17 protein-coding genes and 1 other annotated feature are annotated in these 18784 nt (G+C 36.8%); of the genes, 5 read left to right on the top strand and 12 right to left on the bottom strand.

Going from position 1 to position 18784, the window contains the following annotated elements; translation table 11 throughout:
* The first annotated feature begins 6 nt into the window (after positions 1 to 6).
* Positions 7 to 1932, top strand: coding sequence for a heavy metal translocating P-type ATPase (locus tag ACUXEY_RS15140; protein WP_166703535.1), 1926 nt, complete (start codon positions 7 to 9; stop codon positions 1930 to 1932).
* A 186-nt stretch (positions 1933 to 2118) separates the two neighbouring features.
* Here ACUXEY_RS15140 and ACUXEY_RS15145 read toward each other — a convergent pair whose 3' ends face one another.
* The 3 genes from ACUXEY_RS15145 to ACUXEY_RS15155 are packed head-to-tail and all read right to left on the bottom strand — an operon-like array spanning position 2119 to position 4028.
* Complete coding sequence (locus tag ACUXEY_RS15145) at positions 2119 to 2988, bottom strand: YihY/virulence factor BrkB family protein (protein ID WP_001226537.1); 870 nt, start codon at positions 2986 to 2988, stop codon at positions 2119 to 2121.
* A gap of 6 nt (positions 2989 to 2994) precedes the next feature.
* Positions 2995 to 3510: a DUF4075 domain-containing protein gene (locus ACUXEY_RS15150; protein WP_001085398.1), complete on the bottom strand. Its 516-nt coding sequence runs from the start codon at positions 3508 to 3510 to the stop codon at positions 2995 to 2997.
* Positions 3511 to 3563: 53 nt separating this feature from the next.
* Entirely contained in the window at positions 3564 to 4028 is a 465-nt protein-coding gene (locus ACUXEY_RS15155) for a low molecular weight protein-tyrosine-phosphatase (RefSeq protein ID WP_341518626.1), read from the bottom strand.
* 173 nt (positions 4029 to 4201) lie between these two features.
* On the opposite strand from ACUXEY_RS15155, the gene ACUXEY_RS15160 reads away from it, so the two are divergent.
* On the top strand, positions 4202 to 4426 hold the full coding sequence (locus ACUXEY_RS15160; RefSeq protein ID WP_000366196.1) for a DUF1128 domain-containing protein: 225 nt from the start codon (positions 4202 to 4204) through the stop codon (positions 4424 to 4426).
* A 189-nt stretch (positions 4427 to 4615) separates the two neighbouring features.
* On the top strand, positions 4616 to 7282 hold the full coding sequence (locus ACUXEY_RS15165) for a cation-translocating P-type ATPase (RefSeq protein ID WP_461301011.1): 2667 nt from the start codon (positions 4616 to 4618) through the stop codon (positions 7280 to 7282).
* A gap of 35 nt (positions 7283 to 7317) precedes the next feature.
* Here ACUXEY_RS15165 and ACUXEY_RS15170 read toward each other — a convergent pair whose 3' ends face one another.
* The 7 genes from ACUXEY_RS15170 to ACUXEY_RS15200 form a co-directional block, all read right to left on the bottom strand.
* Entirely contained in the window at positions 7318 to 8400 is a 1083-nt protein-coding gene (locus ACUXEY_RS15170) for a toxic anion resistance protein (RefSeq protein ID WP_001064413.1), read from the bottom strand.
* An 18-nt stretch (positions 8401 to 8418) separates the two neighbouring features.
* The gene (locus ACUXEY_RS15175; RefSeq protein WP_166703537.1) at positions 8419 to 10050 is read right to left on the bottom strand and encodes a YceG family protein; all 1632 of its coding nucleotides are present in this window, start codon (positions 10048 to 10050) and stop codon (positions 8419 to 8421) included.
* 109 nt (positions 10051 to 10159) lie between these two features.
* Positions 10160 to 10951 carry a TerC family protein gene (locus tag ACUXEY_RS15180; protein ID WP_144615561.1) on the bottom strand — a complete coding sequence of 264 codons (792 nt, stop codon included), beginning with the start codon at positions 10949 to 10951 and terminating at the stop codon, positions 10160 to 10162.
* 72 nt (positions 10952 to 11023) lie between these two features.
* Complete coding sequence (locus ACUXEY_RS15185) at positions 11024 to 11602, bottom strand: TerD family protein (RefSeq protein WP_000236649.1); 579 nt, start codon at positions 11600 to 11602, stop codon at positions 11024 to 11026.
* An 80-nt stretch (positions 11603 to 11682) separates the two neighbouring features.
* Positions 11683 to 12267 carry a TerD family protein gene (locus ACUXEY_RS15190; protein ID WP_000146729.1) on the bottom strand — a complete coding sequence of 195 codons (585 nt, stop codon included), beginning with the start codon at positions 12265 to 12267 and terminating at the stop codon, positions 11683 to 11685.
* Between the two features lie 23 nt (positions 12268 to 12290).
* The gene (locus tag ACUXEY_RS15195) at positions 12291 to 12887 is read right to left on the bottom strand and encodes a TerD family protein (protein WP_001121592.1); all 597 of its coding nucleotides are present in this window, start codon (positions 12885 to 12887) and stop codon (positions 12291 to 12293) included.
* Positions 12888 to 13015: 128 nt separating this feature from the next.
* Positions 13016 to 13894, bottom strand: a complete 879-nt coding sequence (locus ACUXEY_RS15200; protein WP_210625328.1) for an ROK family protein — start codon at positions 13892 to 13894, stop codon at positions 13016 to 13018.
* A 203-nt stretch (positions 13895 to 14097) separates the two neighbouring features.
* Between ACUXEY_RS15200 and ACUXEY_RS15205 the strand changes: the two genes are divergently transcribed.
* The gene (locus tag ACUXEY_RS15205) at positions 14098 to 15105 is read left to right on the top strand and encodes an LPXTG cell wall anchor domain-containing protein (RefSeq protein ID WP_461301012.1); all 1008 of its coding nucleotides are present in this window, start codon (positions 14098 to 14100) and stop codon (positions 15103 to 15105) included.
* 114 nt (positions 15106 to 15219) lie between these two features.
* Here ACUXEY_RS15205 and proS read toward each other — a convergent pair whose 3' ends face one another.
* Positions 15220 to 16650, bottom strand: a complete 1431-nt coding sequence (proS, locus tag ACUXEY_RS15210) for a proline--tRNA ligase (protein ID WP_461301013.1) — start codon at positions 16648 to 16650, stop codon at positions 15220 to 15222.
* A gap of 47 nt (positions 16651 to 16697) precedes the next feature.
* Positions 16698 to 16904, bottom strand: a binding site (T-box leader).
* Positions 16905 to 16997: 93 nt separating this feature from the next.
* Complete coding sequence (locus ACUXEY_RS15215; protein ID WP_029437317.1) at positions 16998 to 17291, bottom strand: YesK-like family protein; 294 nt, start codon at positions 17289 to 17291, stop codon at positions 16998 to 17000.
* Positions 17292 to 17445: 154 nt separating this feature from the next.
* Between ACUXEY_RS15215 and ACUXEY_RS15220 the strand changes: the two genes are divergently transcribed.
* Positions 17446 to 18759 (top strand): alkaline phosphatase family protein, encoded by a 1314-nt coding sequence (locus ACUXEY_RS15220; protein ID WP_166703541.1) that lies wholly within the window; start codon positions 17446 to 17448, stop codon positions 18757 to 18759.
* The last annotated feature ends 25 nt before the right edge of the window (positions 18760 to 18784 follow it).

Raw genomic sequence — 18784 nt, forward strand, 5'->3', positions numbered from 1 at the left:
GTAGTAATGAACTCAGAAGTAAAAACATTACAAGTACAAAAGTCTATTTCTCATCCCTCTTTATGGGATACATTAAAGAAACATTATGAACTTATATTTGCAATCACATCTGGTATTTTCATTTTAGCTGGTTGGTTATTCACAAAGAACGATGCAATGAATGTAGGCATTACTTGCTATATCCTTGCTTATATAGTTGGTGGATATGCAAAAGCAAAAGAAGGTATTGAAGATACAATTGAAGAGAAAGAGCTAAATGTCGAAATGCTTATGCTCTTTGCTGCTATCGGTGCCGCACTCATTGGCTACTGGGCAGAAGGCGCGGTTTTAATCTTCATCTTCGCACTAAGCGGTGCGATGGAATCTTATACATTAAGTAAAAGTCAAAAAGAAATTTCAGCGCTTCTTGATCTACAACCTGAAGAAGCATTACGTATTTCAAATGGAACTGAAGAACGTGTTCCTGTTGGACGATTACAAATTAACGACATTATTTTAATTAAGCCAGGTGAGCGTGTTCCTGCTGACGGTACAATTCATAGCGGTGAAACAAATATCGATGAGGCAGCGATTACTGGTGAACCTATTCCAAATGAAAAAAAACATGGCGATGAAGTATTTGCTGGTACTGTAAATTTACGCGGTGCTATCGAAGTTAAAATTACGAAGCCGAGCGATCAAACATTATTCCAAAAGATTATCCGTCTCGTCCAAAGTGCACAAAGTGAAAAATCACCATCACAACTATTCATTGAAAAGTTTGAAGGAACATATGTAAAAGGTGTACTACTCGTTGTTGCACTTATGATGTTCCTCCCTCATTTCTTACTGGATTGGAGCTGGAATGAAACATTTTATCGCGCTATGATCTTACTTGTAGTTGCATCTCCTTGTGCACTCGTTGCTGCCATTACACCAGCAACATTATCTGCAATTTCTAACGGAGCAAGAAACGGTATTCTCTTTAAGGGTGGCATACATTTAGAACGCCTCGCTTCTGTAAAAGCGATCGCCTTTGATAAAACAGGAACATTAACAGAAGGAAAACCTACCGTAACAAATGTATATGTTCGAGAAAATATGACAGAAAAAGAAGTACTTTCTATTACAGCAGCAATTGAAAGTCACTCTACACATCCTTTAGCTGAATCTATCGTTAAATATGCACAACATGCGTATGACATTGCATTAAAAAAACCAGAAAAGGTTGAAGATGTAACTGGTTTTGGGCTAAAAGGAATATTCGAAAGCAAAGCTTATAAAATAGGTAAAGCTGATTTTATCGGTGAAGAAACAAAGACATTTCATAATGGTATTTCTGCCTCACTTGAAAAAGAAGGTAAAACTGTCGTTTATATTAGTGATGAAGAAGGCATTCTTGGACTTATCGCTTTAAAAGATACACTCCGCCAAGAAACAATAGCTGCTATTCGCGAATTACAAAGCATCGGTGTCGAGGCCATTATGATTACTGGAGATAATGAAGAAACAGCAAAAGCTATTGCCTCTGAAAGTAATATAAAGGAATATTACGCATCATGCTTACCAGAAACAAAGGTTGAAACGATTAAAAAGCTAAAAGAAAAATACGGGACAGTAGCAATGGTCGGAGATGGTATAAATGATGCCCCTGCACTCGCTACTGCTAGCATTGGTGTAGCAATGGGGGAAGGAACAGACGTAGCTTTAGAAACTGCAGACGTTGTACTTATGAAGAACGAATTATCTCGACTTTCCCAAGCAATCCGTTTATCAAAACGGATGAACCGTATTGTAAAGCAAAACGTAATCTTTTCACTAGCTGTAATTGCAATGCTGATTTGTTCAAACTTCTTGCAATTTTTAGCTCTTCCATTCGGTGTTATTGGACATGAAGGAAGTACGATTCTTGTCATTTTGAATGGCTTACGATTATTAAAAGGAAACAAATAAAAACGGGTCCCTCATAGAGGACCCGTTTTATTTTAGTGATAGCTATTATGTCCGTTCGCACTACTACTCGTTTTATGCTTTGGATGCGAACTGCTCTTTTGTTTATTGTTATTTTTATTGTTGTGATTCTTTTTATTATTACTCATGAAATATCCCCCCTGTTCCCTATTATTATGGAACAAGAGGTCATTTTTCATTACGGGAATTATTGTCACCCGTTCTATAATGATGGAGTAAACCATTAATTTCACCGCCAAGTAAAATTACCCATCCAGTTAAGTAGAACCATAACATTAAAATAATGATACCACCGAGACCACCATATGTATTGGCGTAATTCGCAAACTTATCTACATAATAAGCGAATGAGTACGATACCACAATCCATCCTACAGTAGCAAATAACGCCCCTGAAATGACTTCTCTTCTTTTTAACTTTCGGTCTGGTGCAAATGTATATAAGAAACTAAACAAGGCAAATAGTACGAAGAAACTCGCTACTAATCGTGTAATGCTCCATACGAAAGAGAAACTATCTGATAAACCGAGTGCTTTAAACACCGCTGCTCCAATAACTTGTCCGAATACCGGGACAATTAAAGCAAAGACAATCATAAAAATGATAGCTAATGTAAACACAATTGATAACGCTCTTGTTGTAATAAAAGAACGTGTTTCTTTCACGTCATAGGCGCGGTTAAAAGCATTCATAACCGCATTAACACCATTTGAGGCAAACCATAACATGGATAATAAACCAAATGATAATAAACCACCATTTTGCTGATTTACAACTTTATCTACATTTACCTCAATTAAGTTCATTGCATCATCTGGTACATAAACCTCTAATAAACTAAGCACATCCTCTGTTTGAATGGGAATAAATCCAAGAAGCGTAATTAAGAAAACGAGCCCAGGAAAAATTGCAAGCAAGAAGAAATAAGCGAGCTGTGCTGCCAAGCCCGCTACATCATCGCGCATCGTTCGGTCATATAAATCTTTACCAAACGAATAAGTACGATTTCTTCTCACCTTTTCTAAAATTTTTCTCATATATGTTTAAACGCTTTTCTTCTCTTCTTTATCTTGCTTTAACTCAATGTACGCTTCAGTTTTTTTTTCCTCTACATTAGAGTCTTTCATAAATAGTTCACGCGCTTCTTTCATACCGCCATCTTCAGCAACTACTGGCTCTTCTTCTGCTTTCAGTTCATCTACTTTTGGAGATACAGCTTGAATTTCAATCGTTTCTGGCTTCTCTGTTGGTTCAACTTTTTTCTTACTAAAAATTTCTTTCGTTTCTTTTAACGTCTCTACAACAGATGGCGTCAATTTTTTAATTTCTGCGACTTTCGCTTTCACTACATTTAAATCAGCAAGTTCGCGTCCTTTATCTGTAACAGTTTGCACTTTTTCTTTAATCTTTGCATTTTCACCAATTTCAATCATCTTTGTTTTTGCTTTTTCCGCCGTATTTTTTACTTTTTCACGGTTTTCTTTCTTCAACATAGATACAGCTACACCTGCAGCTACACCAATCGCAATGTTTCGAGCAATATTATTTTTCTTTGCCATATTCCTTCACCCTTTCATTTCTTATGTTAGAAAGTATTTCTTTCTAAGCTTCCTCATATTCCTTGTTCATTTCGAATGAAAGCTAATAGCTTTGTACAACCTTCTGTTACAAGGTCATATACTTCTTGGAAATTCCCTGTATAGTAAGGGTCGGGAACGTCTGTCCAGCCACCGTCTGGAACAAAATCGGACAGCCTACCAATATAGCCTCCAGTTTTACCTAAACTTTTTAAATCTGCTATATTCTTGTTGTCCATGGCAATAATATAATCAAACTTTGTTAAGTCTTCTTTTTCTACTTGCCTTGCTTTAATTCCTTCAAAAGTGACTGCATTTTCTTTTAAAATTTTTTGTGTTCCTTTATGTGGCGGATGGCCAACATGCCAATCTCCAGTTCCTGCAGAATCAATGACAATTTTCTCTTCGAGTCCCTCTTTTACGACAAGATCTCGAAAAATCGCTTCTGCCATCGGAGAACGGCAAATGTTCCCAAGACAAACAAACAATACTTGAACCATATTTTGTTTCTTCCCTTCTTGGTGCATTTCTTTATATATACTTATAGTATAAACAACCAATTAGTGAATATAAAGGAAATCCCTACTAATTTAATAGGATTGAAAAGATTCATTAACGAAAATGATAAAAAATGTTAAGATAGCCTTATGTTATTTTAAAGGGGGACACTTCGGTGGATTTATCCGTAAAGTCAGAAGAAAACGTTGAATATATGGTCGAAGCTATTAAAGAAAAATTACGTATGGTTAATGCTGGAGCGATGAGAGCCGCTAGCTTTAATGAAGAAATGTACGAAGACTTACGTGACATTTATGATCATGTTATGAAACGTGAAACATTTAGCATCAGTGAAATGCAAGCTATTACAGAAGAATTAGGTACATTAATTAAAAAGTAAAAAGCCTCGCTTACGAGGCTCTTTTTTATTTCCAACAAATTCATGACAACTCTTCTCTTTCCCTCAACCAACTGTAAAATATTGTACAATGGAAGTAGAACCTCATCTTAGATTTTTTCTCCATACATACTACTCACAAATAATAGCAACACTACCATTGCTAACTGTTTTTACTGGAGGTGCTTACTTATGAGCAATTGGTACAGTAAGACGAAAGATCAAACATTAATTGACTTAGAAACAAACGAACAACACGGTTTAACAGATGAAGTTGTAAATGAGCGTTTAAAGCTATACGGTTTTAATGAATTAGCTACAAAACAAAAACGCACGTTATGGCAGCGTATTTTCGCCCAAATTAATGACGTTCTCGTATATGTCCTTATTATTGCTGCCCTTATTTCAGCCTTTGTAGGTGAATGGGCTGATGCAAGTATTATCGCGCTCGTTGTAGTTTTAAACGCTGTTATTGGCGTCGTCCAAGAATCAAAAGCAGAACAAGCTTTAGAGGCATTGAAAAAGATGGCGACACCTAAAGCTATCGTCAAACGAAATGGCGAACTAAAAGAAATTCCATCTGAGCACGTCGTTCCCGGTGATATCGTTATGCTCGACGCTGGACGATATATCCCATGCGATTTACGTCTGATCGAAACCGCAAATTTAAAAGTTGAAGAATCTGCTCTAACTGGTGAATCTGTCCCTGTTGATAAAGAGGCAATTTACCACCCTTCCATGCAAAGTGATGAACAAGTACCACTCGGCGATCAAAAAAACATGGCCTTTATGTCTACTCTTGTAACATACGGGCGAGGCGTCGGTGTTGCTGTTGAAACTGGCATGAACTCACAAATTGGTAAGATTGCTACCCTTTTACATGAAGCAGACGATGATATGACACCACTTCAAAAAAGCTTAGCACAAGTCGGAAAGTATTTAGGCTTTGTCGCTGTAGCGATTTGTATCGTTATGTTTCTCATCGGCTTTTTCCAAGGCCGGGATACGTTAGAAATGTTTATGACTGCTATTAGTTTAGCCGTTGCAGCTATTCCAGAAGGCTTGCCAGCTATCGTTTCCATCGTTCTTGCAATTGGTGTGCAGCGCATGATTAAACAAAACGTCATCATTCGGAAACTACCAGCTGTTGAAGCTCTCGGTTCTGTCACAATTATTTGTTCAGATAAAACAGGTACGTTAACACAAAATAAAATGACCGTTACTCACTTTTATAGTGATAACACATACGATCACATAGAAAATTTAAATGTAGATAATGATGTGCATCGTGTATTGATAGAAAATATGGTGCTATGTAACGATGCATCTTACAATAACGAATCACAAACCGGAGACCCGACTGAAATTGCTCTTCTCGTTGCTGGAAGCACTTTTAACATGCAAAAAGATTATTTAGAAAAGATACATGAGCGCGTTAACGAGATGCCTTTCGATTCAGATCGTAAAATGATGTCAACCGTTCATACATACGATGAAAGCTACTATAGTATGACGAAAGGTGCTATCGATAAACTCTTACCTCGATGTACTCACATATTTAAAAATGGTAAAATCGAGGGCTTAACAGAGGCTGATAAAACTCAAATATTAGAAGCTGCCGGGGCAATGTCTCAAGAGGCTTTAAGAGTACTTTCATTCGCATTTAAACAATACAGTTCAAGCGATGTGAATATAGATCATCTTGAAGAAAATCTCATCTTTATCGGTCTTGTCGGTATGATTGATCCACCGCGAACTGAAGTAAAAGACTCCATTACAGAATGTAAAAAAGCTGGTATTCGCACAGTTATGATTACTGGAGACCATAAAGATACCGCCTTTGCCATTGCTAAAGAACTTGGTATTGCTGAAGAAATATCTGAAATTATGATTGGAACTGAATTAGATAACATTTCAGATACAGAACTAGCAAGCAAAATTAATCACTTAAATGTATTCGCCAGGGTCTCTCCAGAGCATAAAGTGAAAATTGTAAAGGCATTACGCGCGAAAGGAAATATCGTTTCTATGACTGGTGATGGCGTCAATGACGCTCCATCTTTAAAACAAGCAGATGTTGGTGTAGCGATGGGTATTACAGGAACAGACGTTGCAAAAGGTGCAGCGGATGTCGTTTTAACAGATGATAATTTCTCATCTATCGTGAAAGCTGTTGAGGAAGGTAGAAATATTTATCGTAACATAAAAAAATCAATCCTCTTTCTACTCTCTTGTAACTTCGGAGAAATTATCGCTTTATTTTTAGCCATTTTACTCGGCTGGGCAACACCACTACGACCTATTCACATTTTGTGGGTGAATTTAATTACAGATACACTGCCTGCATTATCACTTGGGGTTGATCCTGAAGATCCAGATGTGATGAAGGAAAAACCACGGGATGCGAAAGAAAGTTTATTTAGTGGTAGCGTTCCTTTTCTTATTTTCAATGGGGCTGTCATTGGACTGTTAACGCTAATAGCCTTTATCGCCGGAGCAAAATTCTATACCGGAGATACAAATTTATTCCCTCTTTTCCCAGAGCGAATTGATGAGGATGCTCTATTACACGCTCAAACGATGGCATTTGTCGTTCTTAGTTTTTCTCAGCTCGTTCATTCATTTAACTTGCGTTCAAGAACGAAATCTATTTTTTCAATTGGGTTATTTACAAATAAATATTTAGTCTTCTCTCTTCTTATCGGTATTCTTATGCAAGTTTGTATCATCTCTATCCCACCTCTTGCAAATATATTCGGTGTGCATGCATTAACGATGCGAGATTGGGGATTTGTTCTCTTATTAAGTATCATTCCACTTGTTGTGAATGAGATCATTAAATTAGTAAAGAGAAACTAAAAGGCAATGGGGACTCTTCCTCATTGCCTTTTCATTTACCCTTGTAATTCTTTTTTAATGTTCTCAGTTAATGTAGCCATACGTTTGCGGCTTTCTTCACGCTCACGTTTATTTTGTTCTTCAATTTGTTGCGTTTCTTGCATACCTCTTGAAATAATGTTCCAAGTTTCCTCAAGTGTTTCCATCTTAATACTAGAAGAACCTGATAATCTCGCCACTTCCACACTTTGCGTTGCAATATTTTGTGCATTTTTCTTAAGTAATTCATTTGTACGGCGATCCAGTTCAGCCATAGAATCTGCAACAAGTTTTTGACGCTTCGCATTTACCGCTTGAATGATACCATTTTTAAAGATAGGAATCGTCGTAATAAATGCTGTATTGATTTTACCAATTAATTTATTGTTACCACGTTGTATCATACGAATTTGTGGTGCTGTCAGTAACGCAACCATACGTGCTTTTTCTAAATCATCAATACGCTGTTCTAAAATTTCAACAGAGTTTTTAAGTGACTCTAATTCAATACCTGCTAATTGGTCATTGTTACGTACACGCTCTTCATACATCGGAACTAGCTCTGTATTTAAACGCTCTAATAACATTTCCCCTGCTACTACGTATTTTTCTAAGTCTAAGTAATATTTTAAGTTTTGCTCATATAAACCGTCTAACGTACCAATTGATTTTTTCATTTCATCTTGATACTTCGTAATTTCCACATATACTTTATCAATTTCACGGCCCATCGTTTGGTACTTGCTAAAGATTTGTTCAATCATTTTATCCGCTTTTTTGAACATACGTGAGAAGAAACCGCTTTTCTCTTCCGCAAAGTCTTTGCTATCAAATCGGTCCATAATTTTACCAAGTTGTTTTAATAATTCACCCGAATCTTCTATTTTTGATAATGACATTGTATGTAAAATTTGATCAGCAAAACGTGAAATTTCCATAGAAGGTTCTTTTCCAAGTTCAATTAATTCTAACTGATCTTTAATATCTACCGCATTATAAATACGTTGTACATCCGCATCTTGTCTCAGCTGCAAGCGAACATCTTGTGCTGTTTGCTCATTTAATTCTGTTTTCGAATCTAGTACGACTGGGTTATTCATATGGTATTCTCCCTTTCCTTATAAAAATGGACGAAATAGTCCTTTTATTGTTTGTGATAAATTTTTATAGGCTGATGAACCATGAAACTCAAGATCGAAATTAACTTCTTCAAGCCAATGTGAATCAAATGCCCCCGCTTCAATATACGGTTCAATATCGTTTCTTCCTGTTGGATTGAAGTGGAATACATCTACTCCTATTTGATTTAAAAATAGTAATAAAACAGCATCAGAACGAGTCAATTCTCCACTCTTCTCATTATTAAATATAACAATTTTTGGTACATCTTGTGAATAATCAAATTTCTCAAGCTGCTCTAAAATATTCGGTGGTATTTGAGAAAGTTGTGCGAAAACATATAGCGCTACATCTTGTTTCGTCTCTTTTGCAATTGGTTTACACATTTCACTTTCACACGTATGGATGATCGCCTCTGCAATACCATGCTGTAATCCTTCTGGCAATCGTTTATGCGGCCACCAATGACTATTCATAATTAAATCTGGATGTAATTTCCCCCCGCGGTCTAATGCATCTCGATAATGATATTGGAAATTCGCTTTTTGTTCTTTCGTAAATGGGAATGTATTAATTAATAAACTGTTATCAAACGATGTAACAGCCTTTAATCGTTGAAAATATTCTTTATCATTTTTTGAAACACCTGATATTTTCGCAAATAAAGAAGGAATATAAATGTGTTTATTTTCAACAAAGAATGTCGGGCGTACGAACGCCTTTTCCTTCGTAATTAAAAAGAGTTCATCATATGTTGTTTTTAATGTACGAGCTACAGGCGTATACGAACGGAATTGCCATGGTTTGTACAGCAGTGAATTATCGTGGTGAAGTACTTGTTCAATTTCTTTTGAAGCTTGATATGCTACTGTTGCCACACGCTCGCGACGGCGATCTGGAAATGGTTCAAGGGAAATGCGACCTGGATGAGACACAATAAAAGTTCTTCCTTCTTCATCAACATTCTCAAATCCATCTTTTCCTTCTGGATGATAATAAAGTACATCGCAGCCGAGCATAATAAGAAAGTATAAGAAATATATACGGCTTTCCTGTGCATCACCGTACCAAACGATACGCGGCATTTGTTTCTTATAGTTAATTGTAGAGAACCACTTCGCTACGTAATTTTCGCTTAATTTAATTATGTCGATTAAGAAACGACGGAAGCCTTCTGTCTTTAAAGATTGATTATGTTGTTTCTCATATAATTTCAATACAGAAATAAATGTCGTATGTATATAATGCTGTAAGTCAGGATTGTCCACTTTCGGCAAAAGTTGTTTCCCAGATAAGTGTGCCACTAGCCTATTTACTGTCAGACCATTTGGTGCTGCTTGATGTAATCCGAACACTTCTTGAATGTGACGAAGTTTTTCCGAATCAATCACTTTGTTTAAATTTTGTTCATGTAAAACTTCGATTCCTTTCGCTTCACTATAATCAAACAGCTCATTAAAATATTCATCTACATCATTCGGAACGCCAAGAATTCGACATGCTATATAACTAAATTTCATTTCATTCTCTGTCAGCTCATATTGTGGACGTTTTTCTAAAAGTGTTTCAAATTGCTTTAAATCTGATTCATCTTTTAATGCATATGGTTGAAGTGTAAAACGTGAAAACACAACAGTTCACCTCCAAAAACATTTACGTTTTTTCTAAGTCTTTCTTCTATTATAAACTATTTTTGGTTATAAAAAATGGGCGCTCGTAAAACGAGCAAACCCATTTCAATTATTTATTGTCTTCTTTAGTAGCTGCAACTTCTTCTTTAGCTTGTCCAGAATTCTTCATGTAGTGAATTATAAATGTTGCTCCAAATGCTACAACTAAAATAATGAAGAACAGTGTATGACTAATATGAATATCAATTACAGACAATAACATTTTTGCTGCGATAATTAAGATTAAAATATATGCTGTCGTTTCAAGTTCTGGAATACGCTCTAGCAACTTTAAGAATACACCAGCGATACCGCGCATCATTAAAATACCGAGCATTCCACCTAATAATAAAATCCAAACTTCATTTGATACACCAAATGCAGCAAGTACGCTATCTACAGAGAATGCGATATCCATTAATTCAACCATCGCAACTGTTCCCCAGAAGACACCAAACATTCTGAAGAGAATACTGTTTTGGTTCATACCATGAGCTTCCTCTTCTTCTGCATTACCTTTTCTTTTATCAATGAAGTATTTAACTGAAAGCCAAGCTAAGTAAAGTGCACCTAACACTTTTACCCATGCTAATTTAATTAAGAACATTCCAATTCCAATTGCAATAAATCGGAATACATAAGCTCCAATAAGTCCATAGAATAATGCTTTTTTACGTTTTTCTTCCGGAAGGTGTTTTACCATTACTGCTAATACAAGTGCGTTATCAGCAGATAACAACCCTTCAAGTACAACAAGTGTACCAATTAATCCCCAAGATACTGGATCCTGCAACACTTTAATCCACATGTCCAAGTCGAAAAACTGAGCATACGTATCAAGGATTCCTTGCAAAATACTCATCTTACCTATATCCCCTATTCTTTGCTAGATTTATAGAAAGGTCAAAAAAAGGAAACGAATGTCGTTTCCTTTCTATGCATCCAAGCCATACGCTCTTACAAGCGCACCTAAACCACCTTGGAATCCACTTCCTACTGCATTAAACTTCCACTGTCCATTATGACGGTATAATTCACAAAAGACAACTGCTGTTTCGATGGAGAAATCTTCCCCTAAATCAAAACGAAGAACTTCTTCATTCGTTTCTTCATTCGCTAAACGAACGAACGCATTTCCTACTTGTCCAAAGTTTTGACTACGGCCTTCTGCATCATAAATCGTAACTGTAATAGCAATTTTGTGCACATCTGCTGGAACTTTCTTCAGGTCCACAACAAGTTGTTCATCATCGCCTTCACCTTCACCTGTGCGGTTATCTCCTGTATGTAGAACAGATCCACAAGGAGACTGTAAATTATTATAGAAGATAAAATCAGTTTCCTTCGTACATTTTCCGTTCGCATCTAATAGGAATGCTGATGCATCTAAATCGAAATCTGATCCACCGTCGTAAGATTTAATATCCCACCCAAGACCAATTACTGCTTTTGTTAAGCCTGGGCTTGTCTTGCCTAAATCAATCTTCTGTCCTTTTTGCAATTGAATAACCATTTATATTCACCTCTATAATTTAATTTTTAAAAATAAATCCATCAGTAAACATACGTTTCACTGATGGATTTATTAATCTATTACTCTACATCTAAACCAAAGTTATTACATAGAGACGCTAATCCACCTTGGAATCCACTTCCGATTGCATTGAACTTCCAGTCACCTGCATGACGGTATAATTCACCTACTACAACAGCTGTTTCAATAGAGAAATCTTCTCCTAAGTCGTAACGAATTAACTCTGCATTCTTTTCTTCATCTAAAATACGTACGAAAGAGTTAGAAACTTGTCCGAAGTTTTGGCTACGACCTTCTCCATCGTAAATTGTGATAGTGAAACAAATACGTTCGATATGTGCAGGTACATTTTTTAAATCTACTTTAATCGATTCGTCATCGCCTTCACCTTCACCAGTTCGGTTATCTCCTAAATGCTCTACAGCACCATTCGCACCTTTTGGGTTATTATAGAAGACGAAATCCTCTGCACCTGAAACTTTACCGTTAGCACCTACTAAGAAAATACTAACATCTAAATCGAAATCGTTTTGTCCGTCATAACGATTCGTATCCCAACCAAGTCCTACAAGAACTTTTGAAAGACCTGGATTCGTTTTTGTTAAGTCTACCTTTTGTCCTTTTTTCAATGAAATTGATGCCATACACGATTCCTCCTCGGTTTATTTTATTGATAACGTGATACAATCTCACTTAAGTTTTTATCTTGTGTACCTTCTCCAACAGCTGAAAACTTCCATTCACTTCCGTGGCGATACATTTCACCTGCAATTAGAGTCGTTTTGCCAGCATAATTATCCGATAAATTATAGCGTGCTAATTCTTCACCAGTTTGCGGGTTTTGAATACGAATATATGCATTACGAATCATCCCGAAATCTTGACGACGATTTACACAGTCATAAATATTTACAACGAATACTAAACGATTAATACGGCTCGGAACTTTATGTAATTCTACGAAAATTGTTTCGTCATCACCAGCGCCTTCACCTGTTAAATTGTCTCCTGAATGAATCATACTACCACAAGTAGAAAGCTTGTTTCCGAAGTAAACTAAATCGTTTTTGTTTAAAAAACGATCCCCTTCTAACATAACAACAGATGCATCACAATCTACATTTGGTTTACTTCCAAATAATGAAGACAGAAACCCACCTGATTGCCCAATTGGATCCCAGCCTAAGCCAACCTGTAGTTTTGCTACTTTTGGTTGTCCTTTCGTTAAATCGATCTTTTGACCTTTTTCTAAAATAATAGGCATGAAGTTTCTTCCTTTCTACAAAGCATTTTCCAAGGCGGAAAATATTGTATTCTTCCCTTATATTGTAGCATTATTTACCTAGTGATAAAAAGGATAAATTCTCAGTTATATGAAAACATTCATATAATTTACTTATGATGATGTAAGAAGTGGTAAATGGCACCAATCATTCCTGCGCAATTACCGTTTTGTGCAAGCTCAATCTCACAATTACTATAAATCTCTTTATTTAAATATTTTTCTACCTCTTCTTTTACTTCTTTTAAGAAATGATTTCCTCTATCAGTAATTCCTCCACCTATAACAATCATTTCTGGATTAAAAATATAAGCAAGGCTACTAATTCCAATCGCTAAATGTTTAAAGAAAACCTCAACTGCTTGCGTAACTTCTCTATCCCCTTTATCATACAGTTCAAAAATCGTTTTTCCATTCCAATCACTTTCACCTTTATATTTTCGCACAAGACGAATTAACCCTGAAATGGAAGCAACCTCTTCAAATGGCTTTCCTTCTATTAACATATTTCCCCATTCACCAGCACTAAAAGAATGTCCTCTGTATAACTCTCCATCTATAAAAATCGCTCCTCCAATACCAGTTCCAAGAGTAAGCATAATAAAATTTCTTTTTCCATTTCCAATACCTTTCCACTTCTCACCCAAAGCTGCACAATTCACATCGTTTTCAACGGACACAGGAACTTGTAATACCCTTTGCAATCTATCCATAATAGGAATAGTCGCGTAGTTCGGAATATGCTCCGCCCCTCCCGTTACAACCCCTTTATGAATATTAACAATTCCCGCAGTACTAATGCCAATTCCCGAAATCGTATGTTCATCCATTAATTCTTTGGATAGAAGAATAAGTTTTTGAATGATTTGTTCCCCACCCAACTGAATTTCTGTTGAAACTGTTTTATGCTTTAGTACTGTTCCTGTTTCTGAAACAATTCCATATTTAATTTGTGTACCACCAATATCAAATGCAATATATTCTTTCATCTGCTGTCACTTCCTCTACTGTAATGAGTGTAAAATTCCCACCACTCTACTATTTATAAACAATTTACACTAACTCTTTTCTCTCTTCAGAAATACACCACCTTTTTCTATATATAGTTTTTTTTGCATAAAACTCTTTTTCCTAAGAAATATTACAAAGGGATGTATTTTAGATGGGATATTAATTTCTTAGGAGGAAAACAATGACGAAAATCTTCATTTTAGCATCAACACTCTCTTTATCTTTTTTTAGCGGTTTAAATATCGGTAATGCAGCAACAGAAAACTTCTCTCCAGCAACAAACGCAATTGTACAAAATAACGATCATTTAGCAGAAGGTAACTCAAAAGATAATAATAAACCACCAGGAAACGGTGGCTCTCAGGACGATAGTGGTTCTGGTGGCAATGGCTCGGGCGGCAACGGCTCTGATGGCAGTGGTTCTGGTGGCAACGGTTCTGGTGGTAACGGTTCTGGTGGTAACGGTTCTGGTGGCAATGGCTCGGGCAGTAACGGCTCTGATGGCAGTGGTTCTGGTGGCAATGGCTCGGGCGGCAACGGTTCTGGTGGTAACGGTTCTGGTGGCAATGGCTCGGGCGGCAACGGTTCTGGTGGTAACGGTTCTGGTGGCAATGGCTCGGGCGGCAACGGTTCTGATGGCAGTGGTTCTGGTGGCAATGGCTCGGGCGGTAACGGTTCTGATGGCAGTGGTTCTGATGGCAGTGGTTCTGGTGGCAATGGCTCGGGCGGTAACGGCTCTGATGGCAGTGGTTCTGGTGGCAATGGCTCGGGCGGTAACGGTTCTGGTGGCAACGGTTCTGGTGGCAACGGTTCCGGTGGCAACGGTTCCGGTGGTAACGGTTCCGGTGGTAACGGTTCCAGTGGTAACGGTTCTGGTGGCAATGGTTCTGGTGGTAACGGTTCTGGTGGCAGTGGCTCTGGTGGCAATGGTTCTCAAGGTGGTAACCGTGTTAAAGGCGATAGCAGTGGAAACGGCTCTCAAGGTGGTAATGGCTCTCAGGGCGGTAACCGTGTTAAAGGCGATAGCAGTGGAAACGGCTCTCAAGGTGGCAATGTAAAAGATAATGCGAAAAAACAAGGCGATAAGTTACCGAATACGGCAACACATTATCCTGCATCTATTTTAATGGGACTTTCAACATTCCTAATTGGTATGTTACTATTTATTCGCCGTAAAAACGCAAAATAAAACACATCCTTCCATCTAAAAAATACATGAAATAAATTGTAAAAACTAAAAGGACTTTAGGTTGCATTTTATTATGCAGCCTAAAGTCCTTTTTATCACCTATCAGAAGGATTATTAATACGCTTTTCCCCAATACACCATTTGTTTAGCTTCTTTACCACAACAAATACATTCGTCAGCTAAATGCTCTTGCTCAAAAGGCATACAGCGAGAAGATACTCCAACTTCTTCTTTTAGTTTCTCTTCACAAGCTAATTCTCCGCACCACATTGCCTTAATAAATCCTTGCTTTTCATCAGCTACTTGTTTCATCTCTTCAAAATTCGTCGCACTATACGTATTCTCATCGCGAAATACTTTTGCCTTATTAAATAAAGAGTCATGAATTTCCTCAAGTAATGCTGGAATACGTTCTTCTAATTGATCCATTGATATAAATTCTTTTTCTTTCGTATCTCTTCTTACAAGTACAACTTGATTCTTTTCAATATCTTTAGGCCCAACTTCTAATCGAATTGGAATGCCCTTCATTTCATACTCATTAAATTTCCAGCCCGGTGTTTTATTACTAGCATCTATTTTCACGCGTGCAACTTTTTGAATATGTCCTTGTAACTCTGTTGCTTTCGCTAAAACTCCTTCTTTATGCTGAGCAATTGGTACGATAACAACTTGTACTGGTGCGACTTTAGGAGGCATTACAAGCCCATTATTATCACTATGAACCATAATAAGTCCACCTATCATTCTTGTTGATACTCCCCAAGATGTTTGGTGTACATATTGCCACTTACCGCTACGATCTAAAAACTTAATATCAAATGCTTCTGAGAAGTTTGTTCCAAAGTTATGGGATGTTCCTGTTTGAAGTGCTTTCCCATCATGCATTAAGCTTTCAATTGTATAAGTTGCCTTTGCACCCGCAAATTTTTCTTTTTCTGTTTTTTGTCCTTTAATTACTGGTATCGCTAAGTAATCTTCACAGAAAGAAGCATATAGATTTAAAATATTTAATGTTTCAGCTTGCGATTCTTCTGCCGTTTCATGAATTGTATGACCCTCTTGCCATAAGAATTCCGTTGTACGAAGGAATGGTCTCGTTGTCTTTTCCCAACGAACTACTGAACACCACTGATTATATAGCTTTGGCAAATCATTATAGGATTGCACAATTTTTGAAAAATGCTCACAGAATAAAGTTTCAGATGTAGGTCGTACACAAAGCCTTTCTGCTAACTTTTCATCCCCGCCATGTGTCACCCATGCTACTTCAGGAGCAAACCCTTCTACATGATCCTTCTCTTTTTGCAATAAACTCTCTGGAATAAACATTGGCATATACACATTTTCATGACCAGTTGCTTTTAACTTCTCATCCATAACTTTCTGCATATTTTCCCATAAGGCATAACCGTACGGGCGTAGAATCATACACCCTTTTACACTTGAATAATCAACAAGTTCTGCTTTTTTCACAATATCTGTGTACCACTGTGCAAAGTCCTCTTCCATCTTCGTAATCGCTTGTACTTGTTCTTTTGCCATAGTCAGTCTTCCTCCTTCTAGAAAATACAAAAAAGCCCGTGTCCCTAAATAGGGACCGAGCTTTGCCGGCGTTACCACCCTGATTCATGCACAAAAATTGCGCATGCTCTCTTTTTGATAACGGGAAATTCCCGCTGCATATGCAGAACTCAAAGGTAGGTTCCATATTGCCTTTTTAAGAATCTTTCAGCCTGCTGGATTCTCTCTCTGCTAAAAAGGTTGAACATGTACTAATCCTTTTTCATCGTTATAACGAAATAAATTTGTTGATTATCATAATACAAATTCTTTTTTAAAACAATAGCTAATTTTCTCATTTTTATATATTCTTTTCATTTTCTGCAGTTTTATACGTAGCTTTTTCTCGTGATTTTTACAAGTTGATGTGCAATCATACCGATAAGTGTACCAAGTAGAACGAAAAAACCAATAAATCCATATCCCATTCCTTCCCATCCACCAATCACCATCATTGTAACCGGGAAGGATGCTAAACAAAGAAGTATTAAACTAAGTGCAAATATAATATCAAACTGCTTGTCTGGAAACCGTTTCTTTAGTAAATACGAAATAGCAAATACAAGGATAATCGTAATTCCGCCAATGATGTAAAAGATACTAAATCCATCTAGCCAATCCATAGTGTTTCCTCCTTCCATTCATTCCCTTATACTTAATTATATGTTTAACTTTTCTGAAAATAAACAATAAATTTTCACCTCAAAATATATTTTTATTACTAGGTATTAATAGTAATATATGAGAATAGGTTTTATATAATCAGGAGGGAACTTTATGGATAAAGCATTAACAAACCGCGTCATTATTTTATCTTTCGATTGCTTATCAGCTTTAGATTTTCCTATATTACAAAAACTACCTAATTTCCAAACATTAATAAACAAGGGCGCGATGGCGAAAAAAGTGGAACCTATTTATCCTTCTGTAACATACCCAAGTCACTCAACAATCGTTACTGGAAACTATCCTAATAAACATGGCGTAGTTAGCAATACATTACTTCAACCGGGACGTGAGTCACCAGATTGGCATTGGTACCGAAAATCTATTAAAGGAACAACGTTATACGATGAAGCACGTAAAGCAAATTTAACGACAGCAGCTCTTCTATGGCCTGTTACTGGCAGAGCAAATATTGATTACAATTTACCAGAAATCTTTCCAAATAGACCGTGGCAAAATCAAGTTTTAGTTTCATTATTTAGCGGTAGCCCGCTATATCAATTAGATTTAAATCAGCGCTTCGGACATATACGAAATGGACTGTCACAACCTGAACTCGATGATTTCGTACTTGCTTCTGCTGTGCATACAATCCAGAAGAAGAAGCCTAATGTCATGTTCGTACATTTCACCGATTTAGACACTCAAAGACACTATCACGGCTTTGAATCAAAAGAAACAATAGCTGCAATTCATAGACACGATGAACGGCTAGGGAAAATTATTCAAGCTTTAAAAGACAGTGACCTATACGAAGAGAGTACAATTATCGCTCTTGGTGATCATAGCGCTTTAAGTGAAAACAAAGCCATTCAATTAAATGTACTATTTCATCAAAACGGGCTACTATCTATAAATTCAAAAGGAAAATTAATAGACTGGAAGGCCTATTGTCAAAGTTGTGACGGATCTGCTTATGTATATGTGAAAAATAAGAACGATACCGATACAATTCGAGACGTACAACTACTCCTCGAAGAACTACTTCAAAATAAACAAAATGGAATTGAATTTATACTTCATGATGAAGCTGCAAAAGACTGCGGTGCCGATGGTAATTGTTTATTTATGTTAGAAGCTCGCGAAGGGTATTATTTCACTGAAAACTATACAGGAGATTTTATAAAAGAGATTACTGAAAAAGACGTTACGCCTAGTAAAAAATATACATTTGGTACGCATGGATACTCTCCAACAAAACCTAACTATGAAACAATTTTTATCGCTGCTGGGAAAGGGATAAAAAACGGCGTTACCATTCCGTATATGAGACTTATTGATGAAGGTCCAACTATCGCTAGACTACTCGGTTTACACTTAGGTGAAACAGACGGATCAATTGTAGAGGATTTACTCCAATTGTAAAGAACTGTGTATATATGTAAAAGTT

This window comes from Bacillus sp. F9_6S_D1_P_5, from assembly GCF_054823925.1.

Bases quoted from the DNA above. Each gene is read 5' to 3' on its own strand.
- ACUXEY_RS15140 (WP_166703535.1), top strand. From the start codon at position 7: ATGAACTCAGAAGTAAAAACATTACAAGTACAAAAGTCTATTTCTCAT.
- ACUXEY_RS15145 (WP_001226537.1), bottom strand. From the start codon at position 2,988: ATGAGAAAAATTTTAGAAAAGGTGAGAAGAAATCGTACTTATTCGTTT.
- ACUXEY_RS15150 (WP_001085398.1), bottom strand. From the start codon at position 3,510: ATGGCAAAGAAAAATAATATTGCTCGAAACATTGCGATTGGTGTAGCT.
- ACUXEY_RS15155 (WP_341518626.1), bottom strand. From the start codon at position 4,028: ATGGTTCAAGTATTGTTTGTTTGTCTTGGGAACATTTGCCGTTCTCCG.
- ACUXEY_RS15165 (WP_461301011.1), top strand. From the start codon at position 4,616: ATGAGCAATTGGTACAGTAAGACGAAAGATCAAACATTAATTGACTTA.
- ACUXEY_RS15170 (WP_001064413.1), bottom strand. From the start codon at position 8,400: ATGAATAACCCAGTCGTACTAGATTCGAAAACAGAATTAAATGAGCAA.
- ACUXEY_RS15180 (WP_144615561.1), bottom strand. From the start codon at position 10,951: ATGAGTATTTTGCAAGGAATCCTTGATACGTATGCTCAGTTTTTCGAC.
- ACUXEY_RS15185 (WP_000236649.1), bottom strand. From the start codon at position 11,602: ATGGTTATTCAATTGCAAAAAGGACAGAAGATTGATTTAGGCAAGACA.
- ACUXEY_RS15190 (WP_000146729.1), bottom strand. From the start codon at position 12,267: ATGGCATCAATTTCATTGAAAAAAGGACAAAAGGTAGACTTAACAAAA.
- ACUXEY_RS15195 (WP_001121592.1), bottom strand. From the start codon at position 12,887: ATGCCTATTATTTTAGAAAAAGGTCAAAAGATCGATTTAACGAAAGGA.
- ACUXEY_RS15200 (WP_210625328.1), bottom strand. From the start codon at position 13,894: ATGAAAGAATATATTGCATTTGATATTGGTGGTACACAAATTAAATAT.
- ACUXEY_RS15205 (WP_461301012.1), top strand. From the start codon at position 14,098: ATGACGAAAATCTTCATTTTAGCATCAACACTCTCTTTATCTTTTTTT.
- proS (WP_461301013.1), bottom strand. From the start codon at position 16,650: ATGGCAAAAGAACAAGTACAAGCGATTACGAAGATGGAAGAGGACTTT.
- ACUXEY_RS15215 (WP_029437317.1), bottom strand. From the start codon at position 17,291: ATGGATTGGCTAGATGGATTTAGTATCTTTTACATCATTGGCGGAATT.
- ACUXEY_RS15220 (WP_166703541.1), top strand. From the start codon at position 17,446: ATGGATAAAGCATTAACAAACCGCGTCATTATTTTATCTTTCGATTGC.